We start from the raw sequence: 26,478 nt of genomic DNA on the forward strand, positions 1-26,478 counted from the left end.
AGGATTACTAACTCGTATTAATATGTATATTATTACTGCCGCATAACGATTGCAAAATTACACAAAAAAAATATATCTAACAAAAGTGGGAGGATTTTTTAACTTTTTTTACCATAGACATTTTATTAGGGAAGCGTAGGTTCAACTGGTAAGTACAAATAAGTAGAAATGTTTGAACAACAACGTTTTAGGAAGTTGAAAAAAATCAAGTTTCTCTCTCGGTATAACGTTTATTTTGGCCAATATCTTCTTTAGTTTGGCATTTGAGTATTTCCCATTCGTGTTCTATTTAGCTCCTTATTATGAGTATGTAGCAAGTTGCTTATCAAATTCAGCCTCTTTGAGGGTCAAATATGGTTTTGCAAATGGTGACTGACAAGACATAAACAAGGTCAGCAGGATTTTTTACATAAATGGACATGAATGTATATAACCTAAAATAAGAATAAATTTTAATAAGGGCTGCCCAAAAAGAAAAAAAATGCAGTTGCCATCCTACAGATACTTGCAGAAAGGATAAAATTTACTTTTAGACCTTTTGGGATAGCCCTTATTAATACTTCAGATAAAATTCCTAAGGTTATATTTTCAATCCTTTGGACCGGGTTTCCTCCTTGGCATACAGCCCCGGATGCCCAGTTATGGTGTGATTGGCGATAATACTTTCCGATGGATTGCGTATTTGCGGTGATGTATCTTCGGGATATTGCCTGATACCGTTTCGCACACCTTTCGCTTCCGGTTTGACCTGTTGCCCTTCATGCTCCTTTTCGGTGATTTCGGGTGTAGGCGGCGCAAGTTCCAGCTGTATCTTGCGGTCAAGGGCGGCAAGTTCGGACTTCAACTGTTTCAGTTCTTCCTCCTTCTTCCACACCTTGCCTGCTATCTCCTGCAACTGCGGTATCTCACGTTCCAAGACCTCATTCTTCGCTTTATACTGGTCGATGATGGAGGGGATTCTCTCAATCGCGTTGAGGAAGTTGCGGGCGGCGGCCAACGGGTCAGCCAGCGCCAGATGCCCGTTGTTGTAGGTGTACTTGTAGTTCCCCTCGACCACGAAGCGGTTGTCGGTAAACTCCAATCCCTCTTTGAGTATCCTTTCGCTGACCACCTTTATCGGGAAACCGTAAAACTCTCCAACCTGCGTGTACAACCCTCCGGTCGTGGCATTCTTGGCTATCTCCTGCAAACGCTTTCCGATGACTTTCTCATCGGCGGAATCCACTCCGTCCACCTTTATTATATTAAGGTGATTGCCCTCCTTGTCGGTCTGCACCACAGAGAGGAAGCGGTTCCAGTCCTCCGTCATGGCATCTATGAAAGCTGTGTTGTTGCCCAGCTCGCGGGTCTTCGATTCCAGCTTGAACTCCGAATCACGCTTGCCCTTGTTGAACGACTTGCGTTCCCCTTCGAGCGAGGCGATACGTTTTTCCAGTTTCGCCTTGTCCAGCAGGTCGGTGTTGCCGGATAGCAACGCCATATATTCCGAGAAGTTCATGCCCGATTTCTCGTCCATTGCCCCCTCGTCGATGGTACGCGCTTCCATAGCACCGCTTTTAAGCTGGCTGATGAAAGTCTGCTTGCAGTGCAGGAGGTTGAACTTGTAACTGTCCAGTGATTTTTCCACCGCGTAGATTATTACGTCCACGTTGTTCCCGGCGAAATGCTTGGCTATCTCGTTGCCTGCTCTAACTCCCCGTCCGTCACGCTGTTGCAGGTCGGACGGTCGCCACGGCGTATCAAGATGATGAATTGCCACACACCGTTTCTGTGCGTTCACACCCGTTCCGAGCATGGAGGTGGAGCCGAACAGCACACGCACCGTCCCGGCGTTCATGGCGTCTATCACCGCCTTCCGCGCCTTGTCGGTCTTGCACTCCTGAATGAAGCGCACCTCGCTTGGCGGTATGCCGTAGTCCTCCGTCAGTTTGCGCTTGATTTCCGAATAGACGTTCCACCCATCGCCCGGCTGGTAAGTCCCCAAGTCAGAGAAAACGAACTGCGTGCCTTTCTGCGCGTCGTATTTTTGATAATACTCCGCGATTATTTTGGCACAGTGGCTCGCCTTGTTGTCGGGGTGGTCTTCGTAATGCGGGTCTATCATGCGCATGTCGAGTGCCATTTTCCGGGCATAGTCCGTGGCGATGAGCATCTTCGCCTTTTCTTCCGTTTCCGAAAGCGGCAGCCTGCCCAACAAGGTGGCATCGCCCGTCTTGGCGAACTGCATCAGTTTCTGTATGAAGTCCTCCTGTTCCGGCGTGGGCGGTATATGGTGCAGTATCTCGTTCTTGGCAGGACGGTCAACGCCCACATCCTCCGCCGTGCGGTAGTCCGTGATTTCATTATAGAAGGCGGCAAGCTCCGGCACTTTGATGAAGTAGCGGAAACGCTCCTTCTGGACCACATTGTTCGTCACGTTAAATTCAAAATCCGTCGTCTTCTTGGCAAATATCGCCGCCCAAGCGTCGAAACACCTTATGTCCTGCCGTTCCAGCTCCTTCGGGCGCAGGTACTTGAACAGCAGGTACAATTCAGTCAGTGAGTTGCTGATAGTCGTGCCGGAGAGGAAGGTCGCACCCAAGTCTTTTCCTGTGCGCTCCTGTATGGTGCGTATGGCAAAGAGCATGTTAAGTGCCTTCTGGCTTCCCTCGCTGTTTCCCAATCCCGCCACACGGTCGTGGCGCGTGTTGAAAGTCAGATTCTTGAACTGGTGGCTCTCATCTATGAAGATGTGGTCGATGCCCATCTGCTTGAAATCCACCACGTCGTCCGTGCGTGACTTTATGGCGTGTTCCACCTTCTCCAGCTTCGCTTCAAGGTTGTGCTTGCGCTTCTCCAATCCTTTCAGCATCGCCCGCGACACGTTCTTTCCCTGCTGCCGTAGCACTTCGAGGTTTTCCTCCACCGTGTCAAGCTCTGCTTGCAGGATGCGCTGCTGCAATTCCGGCGACTGCGGTATCTTGCCGAACTGGTCGTGCGACATGATGACGCAATCGTAGTCGTTGTTCTTTATATTATTGAAGAAGCGCACACGGTTGGCGGTCGAAAAGTCCTTCTCCGAAGCGTACAGAATACGTGCGTTGGGATATGCCGCCTGATAGGTGGCTGCAATCTCCGCAACGTTGGCTTTCAGCCCGATAATCATCGGCTTGTGTGCCAAATTCAGACGCTTCATCTCATGCGCGGCGATGCACATTATCAGCGTCTTACCGGTTCCCACCTCGTGGTCGCAAATTCCGCCGCCGTTCTGTTTCAACATCCAGACGCAATCCATCTGTGAGGGATAGACGCTCTTGATACCCCGGCTTGCCAGCCCTTTCAGGTTGAGGTCGGGAAAGGTCTGATGGGAGCCGTCGTAGCGCGGGCGCACGAAACAGTTGAACTTGCGGTTATACATCGTCACAAGCCGCTCCTTGAACTGCGGCGACTGCTCTTCGAGCCATTCGGAGAAGCCGTTTCGTATCTCGTCAATCTTGGCGTTGGCGAGTTGTATTCCCTCGCTGTCGCGCATCTTGATGTCGTTGCCATGCTCGTCCTTGCCGATGGACTTCATCATGTCAGGGCAGGTGTTGTGCAGGGCGTGTTTTAGGAGGTGCATACCGTCATAGTTCCGGTAATACCCCTTCACCAGAAACTCGTCCGTGATTTTCATGGTGCGGTAGCCGCACACCACCGAAAACTCGTCCATGCTTGCGGAATAGGCGATTTTCACCTCCGTGTCGAACAGCCGGCTCATGTAGGCGGCATAGACACCCGTCGGAATCCAGCGTTCCCCGAAATTGAAGTCCAGATCCTCGAAGGCGATGCGCTGCGGCTCGGCATCTTTCAGAGCCTCCAACGCCTGCTTCACCTCCGGCATACGCTCATTTTCGGGATTGTCACCCATCCATGCCTCTATGCGTTCCGCTTTCTCTATGACATTTCCGGCGATGAAACGGTCTTTGATTTCGTAACCGGTCACGAGCGGATTGTAGTAGATGCGCCCTTGCAGGGCAGTGAGCAAATCCTCCGCCGTGCTGTCGGTTATCTCCCGCATATAGTCGAGATTGACCGTACCATATTTGTTGAGCGACGCAGACAGGGCTTCTTCGGGAGAGCCTACGTTGGCATGGCTCTCCACCGCGAAGGAAACAGGATGCTCGAAGATGTCCGCCTTGACGAACTTTCCGTTTTCCATCCGTTCCAGCGAAAGGATGTCGCGCCCGCCCGCATCCATCATCACTAACTTCACGTTCTGCTTGGCGTTGAGGTTGCCGTAGCGCATGACAAACTCATCGTAACAGGTATTCAGATGCTCTCGCCACGGAACATTTGCCTCGCGCCGGAGCGATTCATAACGGTACAGACGCTCGTAGGCGTCACGCAGCGACACATACAACAACGCCTTTTCCTTCTGGTATCCTTTCAGGTCGAGCGGCTGGAATGTCGCCCCGTATGGCGTGATGTCTTTCAGATAACCGATGTCGCGTGCCCTGTTTGCCACCAGCGAACCTTCACGCAGGTGCATTTCCGGCGTGCGGTGATAGGGACGCGGCGTAAGGTCGGGTACTTCCTCCTTCGGCTTTTCCGTTTCAAATTCAGAGAATAGTGAAGTGGTTGCTTTCTCACTTTGGCTATTGTCCGTAACAGGAACGGGAGTTGCTTCCGGCTGTGCTTTGGGTTGTTTTGCTGCTTCCTTTTGCTCCGCTTGGTTACCCGACGAAGGCACAAAGGCTGGATTCAGCGTGTCCTTGACACCCAACTTTTTCAGTTGTTCCTGTCTGTGCCGTTCCGCTTCAAGCCGTAGAGCCTTGCGCCGTTCCGGTGTCAGGCTCATCATTGTTTCATAGAAGCCATTAATGGGCGGATTGGTTTCCCAGTCCAAAGTGGCATAAATATCTTCTGGGTCGCCTTGCTTCTCTGCATTTTCCGGCTTTGCCTCCTTGCTTTCGGTTGCAGGCTTGACGGATTCAACAGGAGGTGCAGCCATAACCGGCGGCTTCGGTTTGGATGGTATACGCTTTGCCTTGTTTTCCTTTTTGGTTGCCTTTTTCTTTTTGGCAGGTTCTTCTATGGGCATACCCCAAAGGTCAAGCAGAGTGAGCTGAACGGCATTTGAATGATTCGTCTGGCGTGGCTCAATCTCCGGCTTCTCGTCTATGGGTTGAACTTTCGGTTTCTCCGCTTCTGTGATAAAAACATTAGCGGTAGAAGTCACCGCTTCTACTTTCGGAGACGGCTGTACTTCCACATTCATACTTTTATCCGTACTTTCCGTTTGCGTCGGATGCAGGCTATGTCTTTCGTAGAGTTCCCTGTTGAGTTGGTGCAGTTCTATTTTCAGATGTTCCCGTAAGTCTTCCGCCAGTTGTACGGTATCGCCTCTGTGCATGAGCTTATAGGCAGGCTTTCCGTAAGGGTCGGTACTTTTGGTTAAATCCGTGTGGGAAAGCGAACCGATGCTCCATACATACCCATTTACGGAAGTGCCGATAGGGGTCTGTTCTGTTTGCACAAAAAGTTTCTCATTATAATACAGTTCCCCGTTCTTTCCGCTGTTCTTTTGCAGAATAATCAAATCACTGCCCACCTCCGTACCCGCATTTTCCGTAAAGAGGTTGTTCGGCAGACGGGCAACACCAACCAGATTGGCGTGGTTCATCATATACTCGCGTATGGGCGCATTGGTCGGGGCATCCAACACCCCCTGCGAGGTAATGAACGCCACGATTCCGCCTTCACGCACCGCATCAAGGCTTTTCAGAAAGAAATAGTTGTGTATCGTCTTGGATGCCGACCGTCTTGCCACGTCATGGCTGTTGGTAAATTCCGGGTCGAACACCGCCACATCGCCAAACGGGATATTGGAGATAGCCAGATCAAAATGGTTCATGAACGGCTTTTCAATTTTCTCGTACCCCTGTATCCTTACTTTCTGGTCGGAATGCAGGTGTCTCAATATCTTGCCCGTCATCAGGTCTTTCTCAAAAGCCATGATGTCCGCGTCCGGCTTGTTCTCTAATACGGCATCCACAAATGCGCCAACGCCTGCCGACGGTTCCAGTACCCGGTCGGGACGTATGCCGTGTTTATGTAGCACATCCGCAATAGTGCCTGTTATCTCCGGTGGAGTATAGAAAGCGGTCAGGACGGATTGCTTCATGGCATCCATGTACCGTTTATACTCCGTATCGTCTTTTGTATTCTCCCGTAGTAACTTGTGTAGTTCCACGGTAGGGGCAAACAGTTCGAGGTCGGATTTCGCCCAGTGGACGGCATCCGTCAGTTCCCTTGCAGGGTTCAGAATACATTTCAGACCGCCGAAACCGCAATAACGCTCCAACAAGAGCCTTTCGCGTGCGGTGGGGGTGCGTTGTTCCCTGTCAAGGACGAATGCAGTCCGTATCGCCTCGATGTTGTCCCGCAACCTTTGTTTGCGGTTAAACGCCATATTCCTCTATATAAAGGACGACAGCCCCTGTCAGCTCCGTGTAGAGCAGGTCGTAATCGGGCGACAGGGCGAAATTGTCGTCCGAGAGGTCATAAATGGAGAATACATTCCCGACAAGCGGCAGCAGTTTTCGGGTAAAGGATTCATGCTTCGCTTCCGGCACGTCATCGGAAAACTCGTTCTCTACGACTTCGCGGAGGATGGCGTACTTGGAGTAGTGAAGCCCCTCCAGCAGCGTGCGCATCGCCAGTTCCTGCGCACCATCGGCGGGATAGCCTTCAAGCCTTGCCCATTCATACGTTTCGGCGGCACGGTCGGCGCGTTCACGGATGAAGGCTTCGTCGGTCGCTTGTTCAAATTTGTTCGTTCTGAGATAGTCCAGCAGGTACAGCCCGTAGTAGGAAAAGTCGGTTTGCCCCTCGTTTTTCTTCTTGTTGTTCATTACTTTGGAATTTAGTGGATTGGTAAATCATGACCGGGATAATTGTCTGAAAGGAGAAAGAAAAGGCACTCGGTATCCCTCCGAGTGCCACCACTAAGTCCAAAGTATGAGTGTAATCCGGTATCGAAGAACAGTTCATTACTCTGAATCAGTGGCAAAGTTAATACTATTTCTTCCGTCCTGAAAATTTCTTGATCGTTTTCCTTTCGGGGAACACGAAAGTCGTGTTGTAGTCCCCGTCAAAGGCAACCACGGCATCGAAGCTCTTGCCCTGCTTGCTCTTGAAGCCTTTGAGCAGCTTCGTGTGTCCGTCAGTGAGCAGGTCTTTGATCTCGTCATCGGTGAGGGTACGGTTTGCCTTCAGACGGAACACGGGCAGCCCGCACTCTGTGTTGTCGCAGCGGACGACCTTGCCGTAGAACTGCATACTGCCCGTTCCGCACTTGGGACACTTGCAGTCGGAATCCCTGCGGGCGAACAGCTTGTCGCACGAGAGCAGTTCGGAGGTAATTTCCCGCGTGTACGCCTCTATCTCCTTGCGGAAGGTATCGGCAGGCAGTTCCCCGCGCTCAATGCGTGCCAGCTCCTTTTCCCATTCGCCCGTCATGGCAACGTCAGCGATGCGCATCGTCTTCACGACCGAATAGAGGGCAAGCCCCTTTTCGGTGGGTACAAGCGACTTCTTGCAGCGTTCCATGTACCTCCGTTTGAAAAGCGTTTCGATAATCGCTGCACGGGTAGCAGGCGTGCCGATGCCGCAGTCCTTCAAAGCCTGACGCAGCGCATCGTCCTCAATCTCCTTGCCTGCCGTTTCCATAGCGGACAGCAGGGTGGCTTCGGTATGCAGCGGTTTGGGCTTGGTCTTGCCCTCAGTGATGGAGGCAGCTTTCAGTGTCAGCGTGTCGCCTTCCTGCCAGCCAGGGATGATGGTTTCCTCTTTCTCTTCCTCGCCATAGACCGCACGCCACCCGGCTTGTTTGATGATGCTGCCTTTTGCCATAAATTCCACTCCGGCACACTCTGCCATGACGGTGGCGGTATCCTTGACGCATTTTTCAGAGAAAGCCTCGATCATGCGTCCGGCTATCATCTGATAGATGATATTGTCCTCTTTAGAGAGGAACAGCGGTTTCTCGCCAGTGACGAGCAAAGCATGGTGGTCTGTTACCTTGCCGCCGTCCACGCTGCGGCGTGTAGGCGTGACGGGGACACCTACTTCGCCCGCCCATTCGGGAAGTCCGGTAACGAAGGCGAGCAGCTTGGGGATTTCCGCGAACACGTCTTCGGGTATGTAGCGGCTTCCGGTTCTCGGATAGGTGATGAGTTTCTTCTCGTAGAGCTTCTGTGCGATTTCAAGCGTCTGTTCCGCCGTGAAGCCGTGCTTGGCGTTGGCTTCCTTCTGGAGCGTGGTCAGGTCATACAGGAGCGGAGTTTCCTCTATCTTCTCTTTACGTTCGGCTTTTGTGACAGTGGCAAAGCCGGCTTCCTTTACCTTATTATATAGTGCTGTGGCAGGTTCTTTCTCTTTCCATTTCTTGGAAGATGAGAGTTTCACCACTTCGCCGTCGCCTGTGTCTGCGGCGATATGGAGCTGCCAGAAAGGTTCCACCGTGAAACGGCGGTTTTCCCAATAGCGAGCGCACACCATCGCCAGCGTGGGTGTCTGCACCCGTCCGACGGAATATGTGCCGTGTCCGGCTGCGATGGAGAGTGCCTGCGTGCCGTTGATGCCCACAAGCCAGTCGGATTCGCTCCGTGCTTTGGCGGCAAGGTAGAGGTTGTCGTATTTGTCGCCCGCTTCGAGGTTACGCAACCCCTCGCGGATAGCCTTATCGGTGAGCGAACTTATCCAGAGGCGCACGAAAGGCGTGGTACATCCGATATAATGGTAGAGGTATCTGAAGATAAGCTCACCTTCGCGTCCTGCATCGGTCGCCACAATGATCTGCTCGCTTTCCTTGAAAAGACGGGCGATGATTTTTATCTGCGACACCACGCCGCTGTCGGGTTTGTAGCCCTTCTCTGTCTTTTCCTGACGGGGAATGAGCGTGAAGGTTTCGGGAATGACGGGCAGGTTGTCACGGACGAAGCCGCGTATGCCGTAGCCGTCGGGCATGGCAAGCTGGACGAGGTGTCCGAACGCCCATGTCACGGCATAGCCGCCTCCCTCGAAATATCCTTCCTCTCTCTTTGTCGCGCCTACGATGCGGGCGATTTCACGTGCCACGGATGGCTTTTCTGCAATGATTGTCTTCATGCTGTTTTACTTTTTAATGGATTATTACTTTGGATTTAGTGGCGGACACGGGATGTTACATCTTCATGCCCTTGTTGTTTTTCTTCTGAGGCTTTTCCTGCTGCTTTTGCTGTTTGTCGTCTTTCGGAGCGGTCTGCCCTTTCAGCAACGGCTCTTTCAGGTTCTTGGTCGCCTCGTTGGTCTTTCCTTCGCTGTTCACCGCCACCTGTGTGCGGCTCTCGTTGGACGGGGCGACCTTCTGCGCGTTGTCGGGGTTGGTGTCGTAGCGGTACGGACGTCCCTTCTCCGGGTTGAACTTGATGTACATCGTGGCGTGGAAGCCTTGCTTGTCGGTCACGTTCTCCAGTTTGATGGCTTTGCCTGCCGCGTAATCGGCTTTCTGCTGGTCGGTGAAGTTCACACCGCTCCATTTGCTGATGGGGCGGATGCTGCCGTCGGCGTTCGTCCACGTGTTGCGGCGTTGCTCTTTCTGTGGGGCTGCGGAGTTTTCCATGCCCTGAGCCTGTCCCTGCGTGGGATTGTTCTTGGCTTCCTGCGTCTGGGCGGTACGGGGCGACCTGCCGGTTCCCGGTACGAACTCCACGCCTCGCTGCTCTACATTCACTTGGAGGGTGGTGACGAACTTCCTGCCGTCGTTACGCTCGATGAGCTTGTCGCGCACGGGCAGCCCGGCACGCAACATATCCTGTTCCTGTTTGGTGATTTCCGTCTTTCCGATGCGCTCCGGTATGCGTACCTTGTTTGCTGGTATGTCTGTGATTTCATTCGTCTTGCGGTCTATGCTGATGAACGAGGGGATGATTTCACCCGTTTCCCTGTCCACGATGTCCACGACCCTGCCGAGGTTGCCCGTTTCGCGCAGGTTCTTACGGTCTTCGTCGGAGAACTTGTGTTCCTTGTACTCGTCGAGTTTCTGCTCCTTGCGGATGAAATGCGGCACGAGGCTGACATTGCCTTCACCGTCTTTCTTGAAGGAAAGGCGGGCATCCAGCTCGAAAGCCTCGCCGCCGAACTTGGGCGACACTTTCACCAAATCGGACTTGCCGTAGTTGAGCATCTTCTGAAGGTCGCCGGACTTTTCAAGGTCGTCACGTTTCACGCCCCATTTCTCTTCCAGCTCCTGCCAGTTGATTTTGCTCTCGTCAATGGGCTGGTAGCCCCGTCTGCCTTGCGTCTGTTGTTGCGGGCCTTCCTGATTCTGTTCCTGCTTCTTTTCCATTTCTTCCTGTTTTGGGGTTTCTTTGGGCTGCTCTTCCTGCTTTTGTTCCGTCTGCTCCGTCTTTCCGGCGGTCTGTTCTTCCTTCACCTGCTTTTCGTAGCCGGAAGTGTCCACCTTGTGGGGCGCAAGCAGTTCCTTGTTGGCTTCGGGGTCTTTCAGCAGGTCTTTCATCACCTCCATCAGTTTGTCGGCTTGGTCTGCCGCGACACGGTAGAAACCGAAGCGGCTGGGTTCCTTGCACTGCCGGAAGAAGTTTTTGAAGAAGTTGTCCAGCACGTCGCCGTGGCGGTCGAATTGCAGGAAACTCTGCGCGTTCTCCGCTTTCGCGGGGGTGCGCTTGGGGGAACCGTCGGCATCCAGCCCGGCTACCACGCTGATCTCGCCCGTCTTCTCATCACGGACTATCAGCACGTCCTTTTCGCTTTTTTTCTTTGCCATTTGAAAAATGTTTTAATGGGTTATTTTTGAAAGAAATTATGGATACGAGCCTTGTAGAAGGCTATATCTTCCTTTTTGAAGTCCTTTACGTGTCCGGAAAGGAACGTCAGCACGTCCTCTTCGCTGTAATAGGTCTTTTTGCCGAGCGTCTTGTACGGCAACGCGCCGATGCTGCGGTAGCGTTGCAGGGTACGCTTGCTTATCTGGAGCAGCATACAGAGGTCTTGGTTGTCGAACATCCTGATACGCTCCATCGGGTTCGGGGCTTTGCCGGACGGCTGCAAGGACAGCAGCAGTTCGTCCTGACGGTCGAGCCGTTCCATCAGCTTCCGCATCCAGCTCTCAAAATTGTTTCGGGTAAGCAGTTCCATATGTCACGTCCTCCTTCTTTTGGGTTTGCCGCCGCCCGTGCGTAGCGTATGGTTGCGTTTCAGTTCCGTCGGTGTCGCCGCGTCTTCCATGACGGTGCAGTCCGCAAGCAGGCGGTCGATTTCAGACTGTCGGTAGCGGCATTTGCCGCGCAGCACTACATAGCCGATGCGATGCTCGTTACGCATACGCTGGAGGGTGCGGGTACTCACATTCAACAGGTGCGCCGCCTCACGGGTGGTGAGCAACCTGTCTGCGGATTTTTCCTTTCTTTCGCCGGAAACGGCACGCACGTGTGCCGCTATCTCGGCTATCTGTTCCGTCAATGCGGTGAAAGCGGAACTTTCCATCGTTATTACTTTCATATTCAGTCCTTTCTTTTGGTTTCTGCGGCAAAATTCGGCAATAAACAAAAGGGGCTTTAACAGCTCACTACGTGTCTCACGTAAGATTTTTATTGGAAATGGCTCCATTACCCGGACAGACGGCGCAACATACAGCCTTTCAGCGGGAAACGATATGCGTTCATGAGGATGGCGTTACCTTTGCGGCAAACCTGAAATGTTTTGAATATGGAAATTGTATCTATCGAGAAAAAGACCTTCGAGATGATGGTGGCGTCCTTCAACGCCCTCTCGGAGAAGGTTGCCGCCCTGAGGCGCAAGAGCGACGGCGGGCGGTTGGAAAGATGGCTCACGGGCGAGGAAGTCTGCGGGCAGTTGAGAATCAGCCCGCGCACGTTGCAGACGTTGCGCGACAAGCGGCTTATCGGCTACTCGCAGATAAACCGCAGGTTCTATTACAAGCCGGAAGAAGTTAGGAGGCTGATTCCGCTTATCGGTACGCTCTATCCCGGCGGCAGGTAATCTTATTATTCACCCACTGAATCCAAAGTTATGATGAACGAGAACAACGATGTTTTTACACTGGAGGACGAGCCGCTTGCCACCGTGGTGCAGAATATGCGCAAAGGCTCTAAATGGCTCTCTGCATTTTTGGAAAACTACCGTCCACCGCTGGACGGGGAACGTTACCTGACGGACAGGGAGGTGGCGGAGTTGCTCCGTGTGAGCCGCCGTACCTTGCAGGAATACCGTAACAACAGAGTGTTGCCCTTTATCCTTTTAGGCGGGAAGGTGCTTTACCCCGAATCGGGATTGCGTGAACTGCTGGAGGCGAATTACCGCAAACCGATGGAGTAATGTCCTGACATTCCGGAATAAAATGCGTACCTTTGTGGTTAAAACGAATACCATTATGCTTCGGAGTGAATTTGCAAAATTGTTAGAATCCACAATAATTCCTGAAGGAATTGAGCAAGAGGACATAAAATCCCGAATCTATCCTATAAGTGCAGCATTGATGTCAATGTTGCCACAAAAACTGTATAGATATAGGAGTTGTTCAACATTAAACCTTGATGCTTTTGACAAGGATCTGGTTTATGCTGTTACTGCTGATAAGTTTAATGACCCCTATGACACTCTTGTTTATTATAGTTTGGATAATATTCAAGAGCAAATGAGAGCTTGTTGTACAGAAGAATTTCTTGAACAATTCAAACAGATACTTGAAACTAAAGATTTCGAATTTCCTCCAAGTGTAATCCAATTTTTCGGAAGAAACAATTTGACAGGTTTAAAAAAACAGGTAATATCGTGTAACGGCATAAATCCATTGACATTAGCTCTTTTTAGTGTTGTAATGGAAAACATATTGAAAGAAATCCTATTAAAAATGGGGGATACATTAAAGGTCGTATCTACAATAGCATGTTTAAGTGAAAGCATAGATTCTGTTATAATGTGGAGTCACTATGCCCAAAATCATGAAGGGTTTGCATTGGAATATGATTTAAGGTTCTTATTAGAACAAGGAGAAATGAATTGTTGTATCTTGCCTGTTATATATGATAATAACCGCTTTGATGCAAATAGTTTTATTCAATGGTATATAGCAAAGAGCTTGGGGCTGGATGTTAAAAATATAGATTCACTATCGCATTTGAAAATGGCTATTCACAAATCCACACAGTGGGAATATGAAAATGAATGGCGTATTATTCATTCAGAGAAACAACCTGCCGCACATTCTCGTGCAACAAGCCTGAAAATTGTTCCTAAAGCAATCTATTATGGAGAGAGAATTTCAAACATCCACAAGAAAACTTTGCATTATATAGCACAAGAAAAAGGAATTGCGGAATATGATATGTACATTGATTGTGGCTCGTTAAAGTATGAGATGTTATATAAGCCATCTCAATTTTGATACCTCATATTCTTTAGCACATAATTTGTATATTCAAAATTGACTATTTTAAAGTTAAAACGGACAGCTTGATGGTTGTCCGTTTTTAATTGATTTTCATCGTCTTTTCAGCAGTAACCGCCTTTTCCGCTATGTACGAATAACATGTAGGCGGTATGCTTGTCTTTTGCAAGTGCCTTGTCCATCAGCCAGCGGCGGAAAAGATGGGCATGGTATGTGCTCAGCCGAAAGGTGACGGGGATGATTATCTCAAGCGAGTAAACATCCGCATACAGACCGTTTTCAAGTTGGATGTAGCGGCATGCCTCGTAGTCGTTCAGCACGTCCGTTTTGAGGATGGCTTTGATGGCGGCGTTCACTGCCGGGACACCCGTGTGGAACAGTCTGGCGATTTCTCCGGCGGTCATCCATACATCGTTACCGGTTACGCTGACCGCCTTGTCCTCAATGATGATTATGTCACGTTTCATGGCTTCTCTGTTTTAGATGGTACGACCTGCAAATTCTTCGATTTGGTTCAATCTCGCGGCAAGGTTCTCCATGTCTTGATTGAGCTTCTCTTTGGTTATTTGTAGGCTCGGCAGTCGGCGCCGTTCCACCTTTCGGTGGTAGGTTTCCGACAGCCTGCCTCCGAACCGTACTTACACGTCTCCATGTATACGGCTCTCCGCCCATAACGGCATTTCAGCTATTCTTCGCATGAATCATATTATGACATTCAACGCAAACAATTAAAGACTTTCTATGCATTTTGAGCATTTTTCGTTCCCATTCGGTTTTACCTCTCAAAGCCGAGAGTTTTCTGACATGGTGTGAGACAACATTTCCTTCTTTTCCGCATAACTCACACTTATTTGCAGTCAGTCTTTCGATTAGACTCATGGTTGGAGTGTTGAACAAGTAGGGTAAGTTGTCACATTTTTGAGTTCCCAAGTCGGTAATACGCTTGAAGCCCTCATTGTAGAATACTCTTGGTTTGCGTTCGCCTTTCTTGTCCGTGTACCACACCACAAATTTATCGTCTTCACGATACTTGTTTGCTATGGTTCTAACGGAGCTGTTAAGTTTTTGCGCAAATGTCTTTAGCATACTGAACTTCATGATACATCCAAAAGAACGCCCAAGAGCCGATGCATTGTTTGCAATGGAGTAGTAGTTGTAGAATCCTCTGATTTCTGTGTTGAAACGTGCTACTATATCTTGTGGCTCATTGTCTATCAGGTATGTTCTACCTTTAGACATCCACACCTCTTTGCCATTTCGTGTTTTCACATTCATGGCTTCAAGACTCAGTAACTTCTTCTTTATCACTTCTCGTGATACGTGTAGTATCACATTACCATTACGATGTCTACGAGTTTCTCGTCTTGCATTTTTCTGCGTTGTGTAATCTTTACGGACTGATATTTCATAGCCGAGAAATTTTGCACAATCTTGTGCGTTGGTTATCAAGGTCTTTTCTTGCGACATCTCCAACTTTAGCTTCTCTTGCATAAATTGTGTAACATCAGCCTTGATTTTCTCGCACTCTGCTTTATTTCCAATGACCCCTATAAGGAAATCATCAGCGTAGCGTACATATTTCAATCTACGGAAATTCTCATCCATATCGTTACCGCTCGGCATGGTCAGTATTTGCTGTTGCTTACTACGAAGTTCCTCTCGCATTGCTTCCAATATATCAACATCCGTCACTTCCTTGATTCTCTTCTTTAGATAATAAACACGGTTGTTCAGTTTGCCGATGTCCTTGTTGCGATGTCTAACTTTGCCCTTATGGAAATCTTGTGCATACTTCTCCATATACTTGTCGAACTTGTCCAGATAAATATTAGCCAATATTGGGCTGATAATTCCACCTTGAGGCGTGCCCGAATAAGTTTTATTGAAATGCCATTCTTCCAAATATCCAGCGTTGAGAAATTTACGTATTAACCGAAGAAAACGCTCGTCAGATATGCGTTCTCTTAGAATTTCTATCATCACGTCATGGTTGATGTTGTCAAAGAAACTTTTTATGTCTCCCTCTATGAACCACTTTGTTCCGTTGAAATTATTCTGTAGACTTTTCAGTGCCGTGTGGCAGCTTTTGTGTGGTCTGAAACCATGTGAGGTCCATTCAAAATATCCTTCATATATGGCTTCCAGTACCATTCTCACTACCTCTTGCACTAATTTATCTGCAAACGTAGGGATACCGAGCGGACGTAACTTTCCGCTCTTCTTCGGTATATAAACCCTCCTTGCTGGTTTAGGGCTATAGACTTCGCTTTTGAGGCTGTCTATTAATGCGTGTACCTTGTCAATGCTCATGCCGTCCTCCGTTTGTCTATCAGTACCAGGTGTCATATTGCCTGGTTTTGCATGGATGCGCTGATATGCTACTAAGAACATCTGCTCATTGAACAGGATACGATAGAGTCTTTCGTATTTGTAACTTGACTCGTTGCTGTGTTCAGCTAAAATGTTTAATACGTGCTCGGGATTTCTCATACGTCTCTCACGTTTTCCGTTGTTTGTACTAAAGTTATGGACTGTTCCCCTTCGCCATGTACAAGCCGTTAACTTGCTCGGACTACTACGGGAACTCCGTTGCCATATCAGATATTCAGAGACCAACTCTCATAGCCTTTGAGGCGTTCTGACTTAGGCAATCCCCAGTTAGTTTCACTTGATAACTATTAGCGTGACATATTGTCGGATGCGACTTTCGTTCTTGTCCGCTTATCGCGGCTGTGTCATAGTAGGTTCTCAATGCTCTGCACTAACGCACACAATAGGCAGAGTACTATGAAATAGCGTATATAAAAGCCTTCCGCTATTGCAAGATGTGGTACCACCGAACTATCGTTCAACCAATCAAGGCTTCATCCTCATATATGTCGTTTCGTCTTGCCCTTCAGTAGCTACTCGGCTATTAGTAGACTTAGGGCTTTAATCAGCATGCTACACTCCCCGTTAGGTTTCCCATTCGGATAAGCTGATTGACGATAGGATTATATTGAACCCAATCCTAACTTCCTGCTAAAGAAGTATTTATCAAGCGACCATTCTGGGCGCACTCGCGTATATCTGCGTTGTCTTTATGCTTTTGTGTCCCAGCATGGAACTGACCGTTTCGATGGGTACGCCGTTGGAGAGGAACACCGTCGTGGCGGCCGTGTGGCGGCTTTGATGCCATGTAATATGCTTGGTGATACCGCAACGCTTGGCGACGGCACGGATTCCGGCAAGGCACGTGTTATAGTGGGGTACGGGGAATATCCTGCCGTCCCCACACAGCCCACGGTATTTGTCGATGATGCGCTTCGCTATGTCGAGCATACGGATGTTGGACACCACACCCGTCTTCTGGCGGTTGATGTTTATCCACTCGTGTTCGTCAAAGTAGGTGCGGATATTCTCTTCCGTCAGGTTGCGCATATCGGCGAACGACAAGCCCGTGAAGGCGCAGAACAGGTATAAATCACGATACAGTTCTTGCTTCGCATTCTTCAGCTTACCTTCCATCAGCAGGCGGATTTCATCTTTCGTCAGAAAGCTGCGGGTCGTTTCCTCCTTCTTGATTTCATACTCGCGGAACGGGTCGCGCGTGAGCCACTCATTGTTGATGGCGATGAACACCATCGTCCGAAGCGGGCAGACATACAGCCACACGGTGTTGGTGCAGCAGTGTTTGTCCGTGCGCAGGAACATTTCAAAATCGGAAATGAAAGCGGGGGTAAGCTCTTTCAGGGCGATGTCCTTCACGTGGTAGCGGATGGTGAGGAACTCTTGCAGGTGCTTGTAAACGATCTTGTATTTGTCAAACGTGCCTTTGGCTTTCATGCCTGCCTCCACCTGCTTGGCATAGTCCTCGTTGTGTTGCCGGAACACCTGCAATAGCGTGTGGTAGCGGTGTTCCAGTCCAAGAAAGGCGTTTTTCACCTTTTCCGCAGTGACGAAGTTGTCACGCTCCATGATTTCCTGATAGTGCTTGTTGATGCGTACGCGCATCTTGTCGAGCATACGGTTCGTTTCGAGTGCAGCCGTGCTTCTGCCCGTGACACGTCCTCCTTTGGTGTCCCACAGCTTAGGATCGACGGTCAGTTTGCAGCTGAACTGTGTTTGGCTGCCGTCCACCGTGATACGTCCCATGACGGGTACTGTCCCGTCCTTTTTCACTACCTGACGTTTGAGGTAGTAGATAACTGAAAATGTACTCTTCATCGTCCTTAATTTTTTTAGGTTCAAAATTAGTCGGTGAAGAATCCTTCGTCGGTACGCAAAACACGGAGGAACGACGCAATCTTTTTCCGTAACTGGATTTGTCGCGTGAGTTGTTAGTAACTCACTATATCACAACGCCTTGTTTTGCCATTCGTGCCAATTTCGTCACCTATATGGTGTGGTTACGAACAAGTAACGTTGCGACGTCTTGACTTGGCTTCGGCAAGGATTGTGGTGGCGTTGGAGATAATCGGCTGCTTAAATGAAACCTCTGTAAATCAATTCTATTACTTCATTCTTCTGTATTCCACTTTTTTGTAGTATCTTTGTCGCTAGAAAATATGAATTAAAGAAGTAAGATTATGAGCTTAGAAGATGCAATGATGGGTGGTATCGTTTTCAAAGGAAAGAAAGACGGTCCTAAAAAAGAGGAAGATAAGGTGAAGACGAAAGCTAAGAAAACAACTTATATTAAAGGAACCCATGGCTCTGGCGCTGCAAAAATGAAGGCGGAAATAAGAAGGAAAAGGGCGGGAAGACATAAGAAATAGTTATTTAGTTGACAGTGGACAATTGACAGTGGACAGTTAGCTGCGCATCATGCCACATTGTAACTATTAACTGTTCACTGTCAATTGTCCATTGTCAACTGTCAACTGTTCACTGTGGTAATATTTCAATCCAGTAATCGTCCGGATCATTGATGAAATACAATCCCATAGCTGTATTTTCAAAGCATACGCAGTTCATCTCTTTGTGATACTGACGGATGGCATCATAATCGCCTGCTACGCGAAAGCAAAGATGGCTTTCGTTTTCTCCTAATTCATAAGCCTCTGTATGTTCTTTCAACCAGGTAAGTTCCAGTAGGAATCCGGTCGTATTATCAGTGAGATAAACCAATATGAATGAACTGTCTTTAGCCTCCTTACGGTGATGCTCTTTCAGGCCGAGCGCTTTTTCATAAAATGCGATACTGCGCTCTAAATTGGTTACATTGATGTTGAAGTGATCAAATCTGCTTTTTATTTCCATATTTAATAATGTGATAATTTGTCAATATGCCAGTGTGCCGATTGTTATGCGGTATATTTATTATAGCGCAGCCAATCGGCACATTGGCATATTAGCATATTGAATAATTATTTAATCCAGGCTTTTACAATTTCTCCTACATATGTACGTGGTTGCCCTTCCAGTGGAGCTTGTGACGGGAGTTTCTTGCATTCAAGAATTACCGAAGGCTCTGTCTGGTTGGAAGGATAGAATCTTACAGAGTAGGTTTCTGCTTTCTCTATTTGCTCGTTGGACTGATCGGGAGAGAATATGGTGAAAACAACAGGTTTACCGTCCATTTTTCCTAATGAACCACCTGCATTGGCAGTCATCATTGTCATGTTGAATGCATCTTTACCGATGGCAATTACAAGTTTGCCTGCACCCATCTGAATAGCACTGGCCGGTACTTGGGAAGGTGCTACTTCCGTATAGCCGGGTATGTTGCCTGACGCAGATGGAGTAGTACTTGCAGATGGGGTAGTAACGGTGACAGGGGTTGCCGGGGTGATAACGATTGGTCCGGGAGCTGTTACTGGCTTTTTTGCAGTTTGTGCTTCTGGTTCTGTTGGTTCTGCTGCTCCCAATGCCTGGGCTGCACTGGCGAATAGCTCATCTGCAAAGTCTATTGTCTTTTTACGCCATTTGGCCAGACCGCGTATCAATTTGGTCTTTGATTTGTTGAGTGCATATTTATCGGTAATCCACTCTTCGGCGGTATATCTTTCGGTTTCACGATAACTGAAACGTATCTTTTCTATTTCCATCAGGCACTGACCGGGTTTGCAGGTTACAGTAATCTGATAGTTTGTCAGTGTGCGGTCCAATGACAAGGCACTCGATCTGAATACGATCCACTCCTCGCCAATTCCCGCTATCATTCCTTTTTCTTTGTCCCAGTACGCAATACGGCTTCCCTGGTTTTTATTCTCTTTCAGCCTGTTTTCCATCCATTTCATCATTCTGTCGAATATCTGATCCTGTGACATACCTGGTATGCTGAATTCTTTGGAAAATACAACTTTCCCATCTACTTCGGGAACCGCACCAACAAGGTATCTGCTGTCGTCATTGTCATCTTTATCTTTCTGTGCCATGATACTTACCGGCAGGCAGAGAAGAAATAATACAAGAAAAAAGTGTGTTAATCTGTTCATAATTCTATGTTTTATTTAGTAATATCAAAAGTTTCTCCTCGGTGAGTGATACTGATAAAATGGCATCCATTGGCCTCTGCTATGCTTCGGAAAGCATTTCCTCCCTCATAATCTTCACTGAAGTGCATGGGTACAAATATAGTAGTTTTTATTTGTTCAATGAATTGTTTGGCTCCTTTCATGTAATCTTTTCCCATCCGCCGGTCTACCGGAAATAAGACGAGGTCAATGGCAGGAGTTTGTTGCTTCAGATATTTCACTTCTGCCAGAAAGTCGCCATTCGCTTTACGTATTTCCTCTTCGGTAGATTCTTCACTCCAATGCCAATTGTTGAGATCGCCGGCATGGAATATATGCATACCTTGCAGGTGAATGAGGAAAGAAATTCCCACGTCTGTCGAACCGAATGCGTCAATTCTCAAAGCATCATCCTCATAGCTTTCTCCTTTATTAATATAAATAGCGTCTTCCTGCTTGGCACGACGATGTTTCAGGATATCTTTTGAGAAAATATAGATGATGTCCGGACGTTGTTCTTTCCACGTCAGTATCTCGCGATTAAAATGATCGGGATGGAAATGGGTAGAAAGAACATATAATTTACCGGGTTTCTGCAATAGATAGTCATGTACGACTCCCCGGTTTCGTTCTGTTTCTGACGAATCTTTATAATAATCAATAATAAGGGTTACACCTTCGGCTTCGATGGCAAAACCACTGTGGTAGATATAATCCAGTTTCATGGGTTAATGGTTTAGGAATGCAATATTACGTATTCTTCTCATTACAAACAAGAAAAAGTAGGAAAATCAAGGAGCCAGCCGTGTTACTTTCCAGGTTCCGTCTTTCTGTTGCGTATACAGAAAGCGGTCATGTAGCCTGTTGGGTCTGCCTTGCCAGAATTCTATCCGGGTAGGAGTGACGGCATATCCTCCCCATTGCTGCGGGCGTTCCACTTCTTTCCCTATCCATTGCGCTGCTTCTTTCACGAAGTTTCGTATTAACTGCATCCGGCTTTTGATGGGCTGGCTTTGTGGAGAGATACGGGCTCCGATACGGCTTTTATATGGACGGTTTTTAAAATATTCATCCGATTCATGAGCCGGAACTTTGGCTGCAATGCCTTCTATATGTACCTGCCTTTCCAGTTGATGCCAGATGAATGACAAAGATACATGCGGATTATTTGCCAGATGCCTGCCTTTACGGCTTTCATAATTCGTGTAGAATATGAACTTGCCATTATGAAGGTCTTTCAATAAAACGGTTCGTGTCGATGGTTGTCCTTCGGGCGACACAGTGCCTACGACCACTGCAGTAGGTTCGTTTACTTTGGCATCAATGGCTTCCTGGAGCCAGCGGTTAAACAGCAAAAGCGGATTGTCGGGAAGTTCACTTTCCTTCAATCCGCCTTTGGTGTATTCTTGCCGGATGCCGGCGAGATTTATTTCCATGATTTTGATGCTATTACATTGGAACTTCTATTAACAGAATATGCGAGTCTTTCAGAGTCTCAAGCTCAAAACTGTTGGTATCATAGATGCCCATGCCATCCCGGCGTTGCATCACTGTACCATCCACTACTATCTCTCCTTCAATAAGGAAAATGTAAACTCCTCCGTGGGTCTGATGCAGATGGTAACCTAACTTTTTACCGGCTTCCACTTTACCGATAGAGAACCATGTATCCTGTAGTAGTGAGGCGGGAGTACTACCATCGGGTGATACAATCAGTGACAGTTCATTTTTTCGTTCCTGTTCGCGGATACTGTAATCATTGTAAGCAGGATGTGTATTCCGTTCGCGTGGCATGATCCAGATCTGCAGGAATTCCACAGGTTCCGTTTTGCTACCATTCATTTCGCTATGGAAGATACCCGTACCGGCACTCATTACTTGTATATCGCCCACAGTAATCACCCGGTTGTTCTTCTTACTGTCTCCGTGCTCCAGTTTTCCTTTCAGGGGGATAGATACAATCTCCATATTCTTGTGAGGATGTGTCTGGAAGCCTTCTCCGGGAGCAACACGATCATCATTCAATACCCGTAATGCACCAAAATTGATACGTTCCGAGTCAAAGTATTCATCAAAACTAAATGTATGGTGACTATCCAGCCAATCGTAGCGTGAACGTCCGCGAGTATCCGCTTTATGTATTACCTTTTTCATTATTTCTCCTTGGTTTATAAGTTTATATATACAATTAACAGTTGCGGATAACGAAAGGTTCTATTTCTTCACTTCATTTAGCAAGGGTTTATGATTTATAAAATCACGGATATTTTGTAAAGTGGTCGTTGCAATATTTCCTAATGCTTCTTTGGTGAAAAAAGCCTGATGAGAGGTAACGATTACATTATTGAATGATAGTAAGCGCGCCAGTACATCGTCGTCGATGATACGGTCGGATTTATCTTCGTAGAAATATTCACCTTCTTCTTCATAAACATCCAATCCGGCAGAACCTACCTTCTTATTTTTTAAACCTTCTATAAGCGCATTGGTGTGGATGAGTTGTCCACGTCCGGTATTGATAATCATTACTCCGTCCTTCATCTTGCTGATAGAGTAATCGTTGATCAGATATTTGGTTTGTTCGGTAAGCGGACAATGTAGTGAAATAATATCCGAGCTATGATACAGTTCGTCCAATGAAGTATATACTACTTGGTTTTCACGGGCGAAGTTATAATCCGGATAGAGATCATATGCCAATATATTCATTCCGAATCCGCGTAGGATATGAATCAGTATTTTAGCTATTTTTCCCGTGCCGATGATGCCGGCAGTTTTTCCATGCATGTCAAAACCCATAAGTCCGTGCAGGGAGAAGTTTCCGTCGCGGGTACGCCAGGAAGCACGTGGTATTTTACGGTTGAGTGATAACATGAGTGCTACGGTATATTCTGCTACAGCATAGGGAGAGTAGGCAGGAACACGTAATACGGTTATTCCGTTGTCGGCCGCAGCATCGAGGTCCACATTGTTATATCCGGCACATCTTAGCGCCAGGAGTTTTACGCCATTGGCTGCCAGCGTGCAGATGACTTCTGCATCAGCTGTATCATTAACGAAGATACAGACGGCATCCACACCTTGGGTTAATAACACATTGTTCTTGTTCAGATGTCCTTTGAAATAACGTATTTCATATCCGAACTCTTTATTTTTTTCGTTGAATGAAGTTTCATCATAGGGCTTGGTACCAAAAAATGCGATTGTATATGCCATAATTTCTATGTTTATTATCCATAATAACACTGGAAAACCTCAATAAGTTCGTATCTGTTGTCTTGCTTTTAAAAGTTCTATTTTAACAGTGTGTTAAATACCTATTTAAGTCACTGTGAAAATGCATAGTTTATACTTCAAAAGTACTATACTTTGCGTCACTAAAGATGGATAGTTTGTCCGTATGTTAATATTGTTAATTGGGTTTTGATGCGTTTGTTACAAACGAAACTATTTCGTTTTTTCATCAAATACTTCTTATTAGTGAAATTAAATGCACAAAGATGCTTCTTGTGTGCAATATTATTGTACCTTTGCGCCCGAAATAACTTAAAAAAGATTTAAATGAGAAAATTATCTTTGATTAGCATTGTGTTGCTGATCGTTTCAATTCCAACTTTTGCGGGAGGTCTCCTGACAAATACTAATCAGCATGTTTTATTTTTAAGAATGTTGGCTCGTGATGCTTCAACGGATATTGATGCTGTATATTCCAATCCTGCCGGTCTGGCTTTTATGGAAGATGGATTTCATCTCTCTTTTAATGGTCAGAGTGCGTTTCAGACGAGAACAATAACTTCCACGTTTGCTCCATTTGCCGGGTTCGGTGGAAATGCTACTAAAGAATATAAGGGCGAAGCTTCTGCTCCGTTTGTCCCCAGTTTTTTTGCTGTATATAAAAAAGGTGACTGGGCATTCTCAGGAAGTTTTGCCGTGACAGGAGGTGGTGGTAAGGCTACCTTTAATGAAGGGCTTGGCTCTTTTGAGTCTCAGGTATCTGTCATTCCAATGGCGATGAAAGCAGCTGGAGCGAGCTTAGTAAGTGGAGGATTGCTTCCTGAAAATCCGTTTGCAAATACGAATAAGTATTCTGTAGATAGTTATATGCGTGGAAAGCAGATGATTTTTGGTCTTCAATTGGGAGCCACCTATAAAATAACAGATTATCTGTCTGTTTTTGGTGGACTACGTATGAATTATGTAAGTAATGGGTATGAAGGACATATTCGTGACATTCAGGCTAATATAGGCGATAAAATGGTGAATTTGAACCAGACGTTTACTGCCTATGCAGACCAGTTTAATAAACTGGCGGCAGCAGCGGAAGTTGCCGGACAACCTGAAGCGGCAAAAAAGTATGCAGCAGCTGCTGCAATGGCTAATAAGTATGCGACAAATACTCAAGATAAATATTTGGATTGCGACCAGACCGGTTGGGGAGTAACACCTATTATTGGTGCTGACTTTAAGATGAACAAATGGAATGTTGGTGTGAAATATGAGTTTAATACCAAACTGAATGTAGAGAATAAAACACGTGTGGATGATACTAAGTTATTTGCTCCGGGTGTAAACACTCCACATGATATTCCAAGTTTATTAACTGTTGGTGTGTCTTATGAAATTCTTCCTGTGCTTCGTGCTTCTGTAGGTTATCATCATTTCTTCGATACTCATGCTAAGATGGCCGATGCTACTAATCTAATTACTGGAGAAAGAACCGGGAAACAGCATTTCATAGATAAAGGTACTAATGAATATCTGGCTGGTATCGAATGGGATGTATGCAAATGGGCACAAATCAGTGCCGGTATGCAACGCACAAAATATGGTGTGGAAGATAGTTATCAAAGTGATATGAGCTTTGCTGTAAGTTCTTACTCTTTTGGTTTTGGTGCCGGTTTCAATATCGCTAAAAACCTGAAGTTGAATATAGCTTACTTCTGGACTGATTATGAAGATTATACAAAGAATTGGAGTGACTACAACGGGATTTCTGCTTTGGCAGGACAAGCCATTCCGGGAACAGATGTTTTCTCACGTACCAATAAAGTATTCGGTATCGGTCTTGACTATAAGTTCTAAATAACACGAACTAATTCTCTTATATATAAAAGGAGATTTCTCTGCTACTTCTATTGAGAAGGCGGTGAAATCTCCTTTTTCGTTTTTATAGAGATGAAATATTTTCTTTTTTAGAAAGAATACTGTACCAACAGATTCATACGGTTCGCATTGCGGGTATCATCATTAAAATCCGTGCGCCATCCTCGCAGATACTCGGCACCTACCTGTAGGTTGCTGGTTACATTCCAGAATAAATTAGCTACCAGATACTGTCCTTTACGATATGCTTCCGGATTTTCACTTGGATATCCATGTTCGGAGTAAAGTCTTGACAAACTATAAGTTCCTGATACAAACATATTCTTGCATAAATTATATTGTACTCCTGCATACCATCCGAGCATAGGAAGTGCTTGCATTTTGCCCTCTTTCTCCGGATTTGGAACAAGGTCTACATTCAGATTGCTAAGATCGTTGAGGAACTGCCCGATTCCCTTTCCATAATTAAACTGCCCGAATAGTTGCCATTTCGGAGTAACAGCAAATGTGGTGGATGCCTGCAATCCGAATCCGGTGGTGGAATAGGCTTTCTGATAAACATCACTTGAATAAGTCATACTGCGAAGAATAGCTGCCAGGCGGATGTGGCTGTTCTTATTCCAGTTGTATTGAGCAGAAGCTGCAAAGTCCGGCATACGTTGTGTGCTGATAGACAGTTTGTCGGTGGTTGTTCCGTCTACCGAAGGCATCTCGGCAGCAATACCGAATTTCCAGTTCTTCAATCCGCTGTACATATAACTTAACTGGGTGGTACGATAGAATGCAGAACCGTTAGGCCCGGCAAAGTCTATGGTAGGGGGAAGTGCTGCTAAGTCCATAAATGAACCATAGCTGTATCCTAATGTGAAGCCTAAGAATGAAGCGTATGCATTCTGGAGCTCAAATGTTTTTCCATTTCCCCGGAAGTTTCCTGCAGTATAGACAACAAAGTCTCCCAGATTCTTGGTATGTCCTACCAGTTTTAAGAATAGGGTAGAAGTGGTAGCATCCATCTGAAACTGATTTCTTGCATAATCCGTTCCTCTGTTGGGTATAAGTGCCGGATAGAAATCTACATCTTTAACGATACCTCCGAAGTCATATTCTGCCGTAGCGCGTACGTATCCTCCAATACCGAGGGCAAACTTTCCTTTTTGATCTGTCAGCAAGAAGCGGGGAGCTTTGGGTTCGTGAAAGCGTTTAAGTTGTGTCTCCTCCATGATTCGGATAATCTCATCTCCGGCTTTATCCCTTGAGACAAACATGATAGAGTTTGGCTCTTTATCTTCAATGATTACTTTTTTCTGGGCATTTGCGCAGAGTGGGAGTAGTCCCATTCCAAGTAGCAGCGCTACTGTTCTAAATGTTGTTTCCATTATAAGTTAAGTTTTAGGTGAATGTGCAAAGAACAACTAAAATTTGAAAAGGTTGAGACAGCTTTGCCAAAAAAGCGAAGATAAGCTGCACCCCGGCATAAAAAATGAACTCGTTCATTTTATTCTGCCCTCG

General features: G+C 47.0%; 20 protein-coding genes and 2 pseudogenes. 5 read left to right on the forward strand and 17 right to left on the reverse strand.

Annotated features, from left to right (window positions below; all coding sequences use genetic code 11):
- Positions 1 to 768 precede the first annotated feature (768 nt).
- From ACESQI_RS02435 to ACESQI_RS02460, 6 genes and pseudogenes are all read right to left on the reverse strand, one after another.
- A pseudogene (locus ACESQI_RS02435) lies at positions 769 to 6,430 on the reverse strand (N-6 DNA methylase); the annotation flags it as partial.
- Entirely contained in the window at positions 6,420 to 6,872 is a 453-nt protein-coding gene (locus tag ACESQI_RS02440) for a DUF1896 domain-containing protein (protein WP_005809257.1), read from the reverse strand. The gene ACESQI_RS02440 and the pseudogene ACESQI_RS02435, both read right to left, overlap by 11 nt.
- Before the next feature lie 166 nt (positions 6,873 to 7,038).
- The gene (locus ACESQI_RS02445; protein WP_373125393.1) at positions 7,039 to 9,129 is read right to left on the reverse strand and encodes a DNA topoisomerase; all 2,091 of its coding nucleotides are present in this window, start codon (positions 9,127 to 9,129) and stop codon (positions 7,039 to 7,041) included.
- Positions 9,130 to 9,184: 55 nt separating this feature from the next.
- On the reverse strand, positions 9,185 to 10,786 hold the full coding sequence (locus ACESQI_RS02450) for a DUF3945 domain-containing protein (protein WP_005809263.1): 1,602 nt from the start codon (positions 10,784 to 10,786) through the stop codon (positions 9,185 to 9,187).
- Between the two features lie 20 nt (positions 10,787 to 10,806).
- On the reverse strand, positions 10,807 to 11,157 hold the full coding sequence (locus ACESQI_RS02455) for a helix-turn-helix domain-containing protein (protein WP_032538123.1): 351 nt from the start codon (positions 11,155 to 11,157) through the stop codon (positions 10,807 to 10,809).
- A gap of 3 nt (positions 11,158 to 11,160) precedes the next feature.
- On the reverse strand, positions 11,161 to 11,520 hold the full coding sequence (locus ACESQI_RS02460; protein ID WP_032538124.1) for a helix-turn-helix domain-containing protein: 360 nt from the start codon (positions 11,518 to 11,520) through the stop codon (positions 11,161 to 11,163).
- 207 nt (positions 11,521 to 11,727) lie between these two features.
- Between ACESQI_RS02460 and ACESQI_RS02465 the strand changes: the two genes are divergently transcribed.
- From ACESQI_RS02465 to ACESQI_RS02475, 3 genes are read left to right on the forward strand one after another with little or no spacing between them, the layout of a single operon-like run.
- A complete protein-coding gene (locus ACESQI_RS02465) occupies positions 11,728 to 12,021 on the forward strand; it encodes a helix-turn-helix domain-containing protein (protein ID WP_023056835.1) in 294 nt (97 codons plus the stop codon).
- Positions 12,022 to 12,051: 30 nt separating this feature from the next.
- Positions 12,052 to 12,357, forward strand: coding sequence for a helix-turn-helix domain-containing protein (locus ACESQI_RS02470; protein WP_032538125.1), 306 nt, complete (start codon positions 12,052 to 12,054; stop codon positions 12,355 to 12,357).
- Positions 12,358 to 12,412: 55 nt separating this feature from the next.
- Positions 12,413 to 13,426, forward strand: coding sequence for a DUF2971 domain-containing protein (locus ACESQI_RS02475; RefSeq protein ID WP_005809274.1), 1,014 nt, complete (start codon positions 12,413 to 12,415; stop codon positions 13,424 to 13,426).
- A gap of 107 nt (positions 13,427 to 13,533) precedes the next feature.
- On the opposite strand, the gene ACESQI_RS02480 is transcribed toward ACESQI_RS02475, so the two are convergent.
- From ACESQI_RS02480 to ACESQI_RS02495, 4 genes and pseudogenes are all read right to left on the reverse strand, one after another.
- Positions 13,534 to 13,896, reverse strand: a complete 363-nt coding sequence (locus ACESQI_RS02480) for a hypothetical protein (RefSeq protein ID WP_005809276.1) — start codon at positions 13,894 to 13,896, stop codon at positions 13,534 to 13,536.
- 12 nt (positions 13,897 to 13,908) lie between these two features.
- Positions 13,909 to 13,998 (reverse strand): annotated as a pseudogene (locus tag ACESQI_RS02485) (integrase); the annotation flags it as partial.
- A gap of 112 nt (positions 13,999 to 14,110) precedes the next feature.
- Complete coding sequence (locus ACESQI_RS02490; protein WP_005809278.1) at positions 14,111 to 15,919, reverse strand: reverse transcriptase domain-containing protein; 1,809 nt, start codon at positions 15,917 to 15,919, stop codon at positions 14,111 to 14,113.
- Between the two features lie 546 nt (positions 15,920 to 16,465).
- Positions 16,466 to 17,635, reverse strand: coding sequence for a site-specific integrase (locus ACESQI_RS02495; RefSeq protein ID WP_005809280.1), 1,170 nt, complete (start codon positions 17,633 to 17,635; stop codon positions 16,466 to 16,468).
- Between the two features lie 362 nt (positions 17,636 to 17,997).
- On the opposite strand from ACESQI_RS02495, the gene ACESQI_RS02500 reads away from it, so the two are divergent.
- On the forward strand, positions 17,998 to 18,186 hold the full coding sequence (locus tag ACESQI_RS02500; RefSeq protein WP_002561340.1) for a hypothetical protein: 189 nt from the start codon (positions 17,998 to 18,000) through the stop codon (positions 18,184 to 18,186).
- Positions 18,187 to 18,295: 109 nt separating this feature from the next.
- Here ACESQI_RS02500 and ACESQI_RS02505 read toward each other — a convergent pair whose 3' ends face one another.
- The 6 genes from ACESQI_RS02505 to ACESQI_RS02530 all read right to left on the reverse strand — a co-directional run bounded on the left by ACESQI_RS02505 (position 18,296) and on the right by ACESQI_RS02530 (position 23,082).
- Entirely contained in the window at positions 18,296 to 18,670 is a 375-nt protein-coding gene (locus ACESQI_RS02505) for a VOC family protein (RefSeq protein WP_373125394.1), read from the reverse strand.
- 107 nt (positions 18,671 to 18,777) lie between these two features.
- Entirely contained in the window at positions 18,778 to 19,848 is a 1,071-nt protein-coding gene (locus ACESQI_RS02510) for a DUF4468 domain-containing protein (protein ID WP_195349314.1), read from the reverse strand.
- Between the two features lie 11 nt (positions 19,849 to 19,859).
- Positions 19,860 to 20,591 (reverse strand): MBL fold metallo-hydrolase, encoded by a 732-nt coding sequence (locus ACESQI_RS02515; RefSeq protein WP_196039857.1) that lies wholly within the window; start codon positions 20,589 to 20,591, stop codon positions 19,860 to 19,862.
- A 66-nt stretch (positions 20,592 to 20,657) separates the two neighbouring features.
- The gene (pdxH, locus tag ACESQI_RS02520; protein WP_256142676.1) at positions 20,658 to 21,302 is read right to left on the reverse strand and encodes a pyridoxamine 5'-phosphate oxidase; all 645 of its coding nucleotides are present in this window, start codon (positions 21,300 to 21,302) and stop codon (positions 20,658 to 20,660) included.
- A 13-nt stretch (positions 21,303 to 21,315) separates the two neighbouring features.
- The gene (locus tag ACESQI_RS02525; RefSeq protein ID WP_002561345.1) at positions 21,316 to 22,020 is read right to left on the reverse strand and encodes a pirin family protein; all 705 of its coding nucleotides are present in this window, start codon (positions 22,018 to 22,020) and stop codon (positions 21,316 to 21,318) included.
- Positions 22,021 to 22,080: 60 nt separating this feature from the next.
- Positions 22,081 to 23,082, reverse strand: coding sequence for a 2-hydroxyacid dehydrogenase (locus ACESQI_RS02530; RefSeq protein WP_007486497.1), 1,002 nt, complete (start codon positions 23,080 to 23,082; stop codon positions 22,081 to 22,083).
- Positions 23,083 to 23,427: 345 nt separating this feature from the next.
- Here ACESQI_RS02530 and ACESQI_RS02535 point away from each other — a divergent pair, with 345 nt between their 5' ends.
- Positions 23,428 to 24,948 (forward strand): OmpP1/FadL family transporter, encoded by a 1,521-nt coding sequence (locus tag ACESQI_RS02535; RefSeq protein ID WP_007486499.1) that lies wholly within the window; start codon positions 23,428 to 23,430, stop codon positions 24,946 to 24,948.
- Between the two features lie 110 nt (positions 24,949 to 25,058).
- Here ACESQI_RS02535 and ACESQI_RS02540 read toward each other — a convergent pair whose 3' ends face one another.
- Positions 25,059 to 26,345 (reverse strand): DcaP family trimeric outer membrane transporter, encoded by a 1,287-nt coding sequence (locus ACESQI_RS02540; RefSeq protein ID WP_007486501.1) that lies wholly within the window; start codon positions 26,343 to 26,345, stop codon positions 25,059 to 25,061.
- Positions 26,346 to 26,478: the final 133 nt, after the last annotated feature.

Origin of the sequence: Bacteroides sp. HPS0048 (assembly GCF_964240755.1) — a bacterium.
Taxonomy (GTDB): Bacteria; Bacteroidota; Bacteroidia; order Bacteroidales; family Bacteroidaceae; genus Bacteroides; species Bacteroides nordii.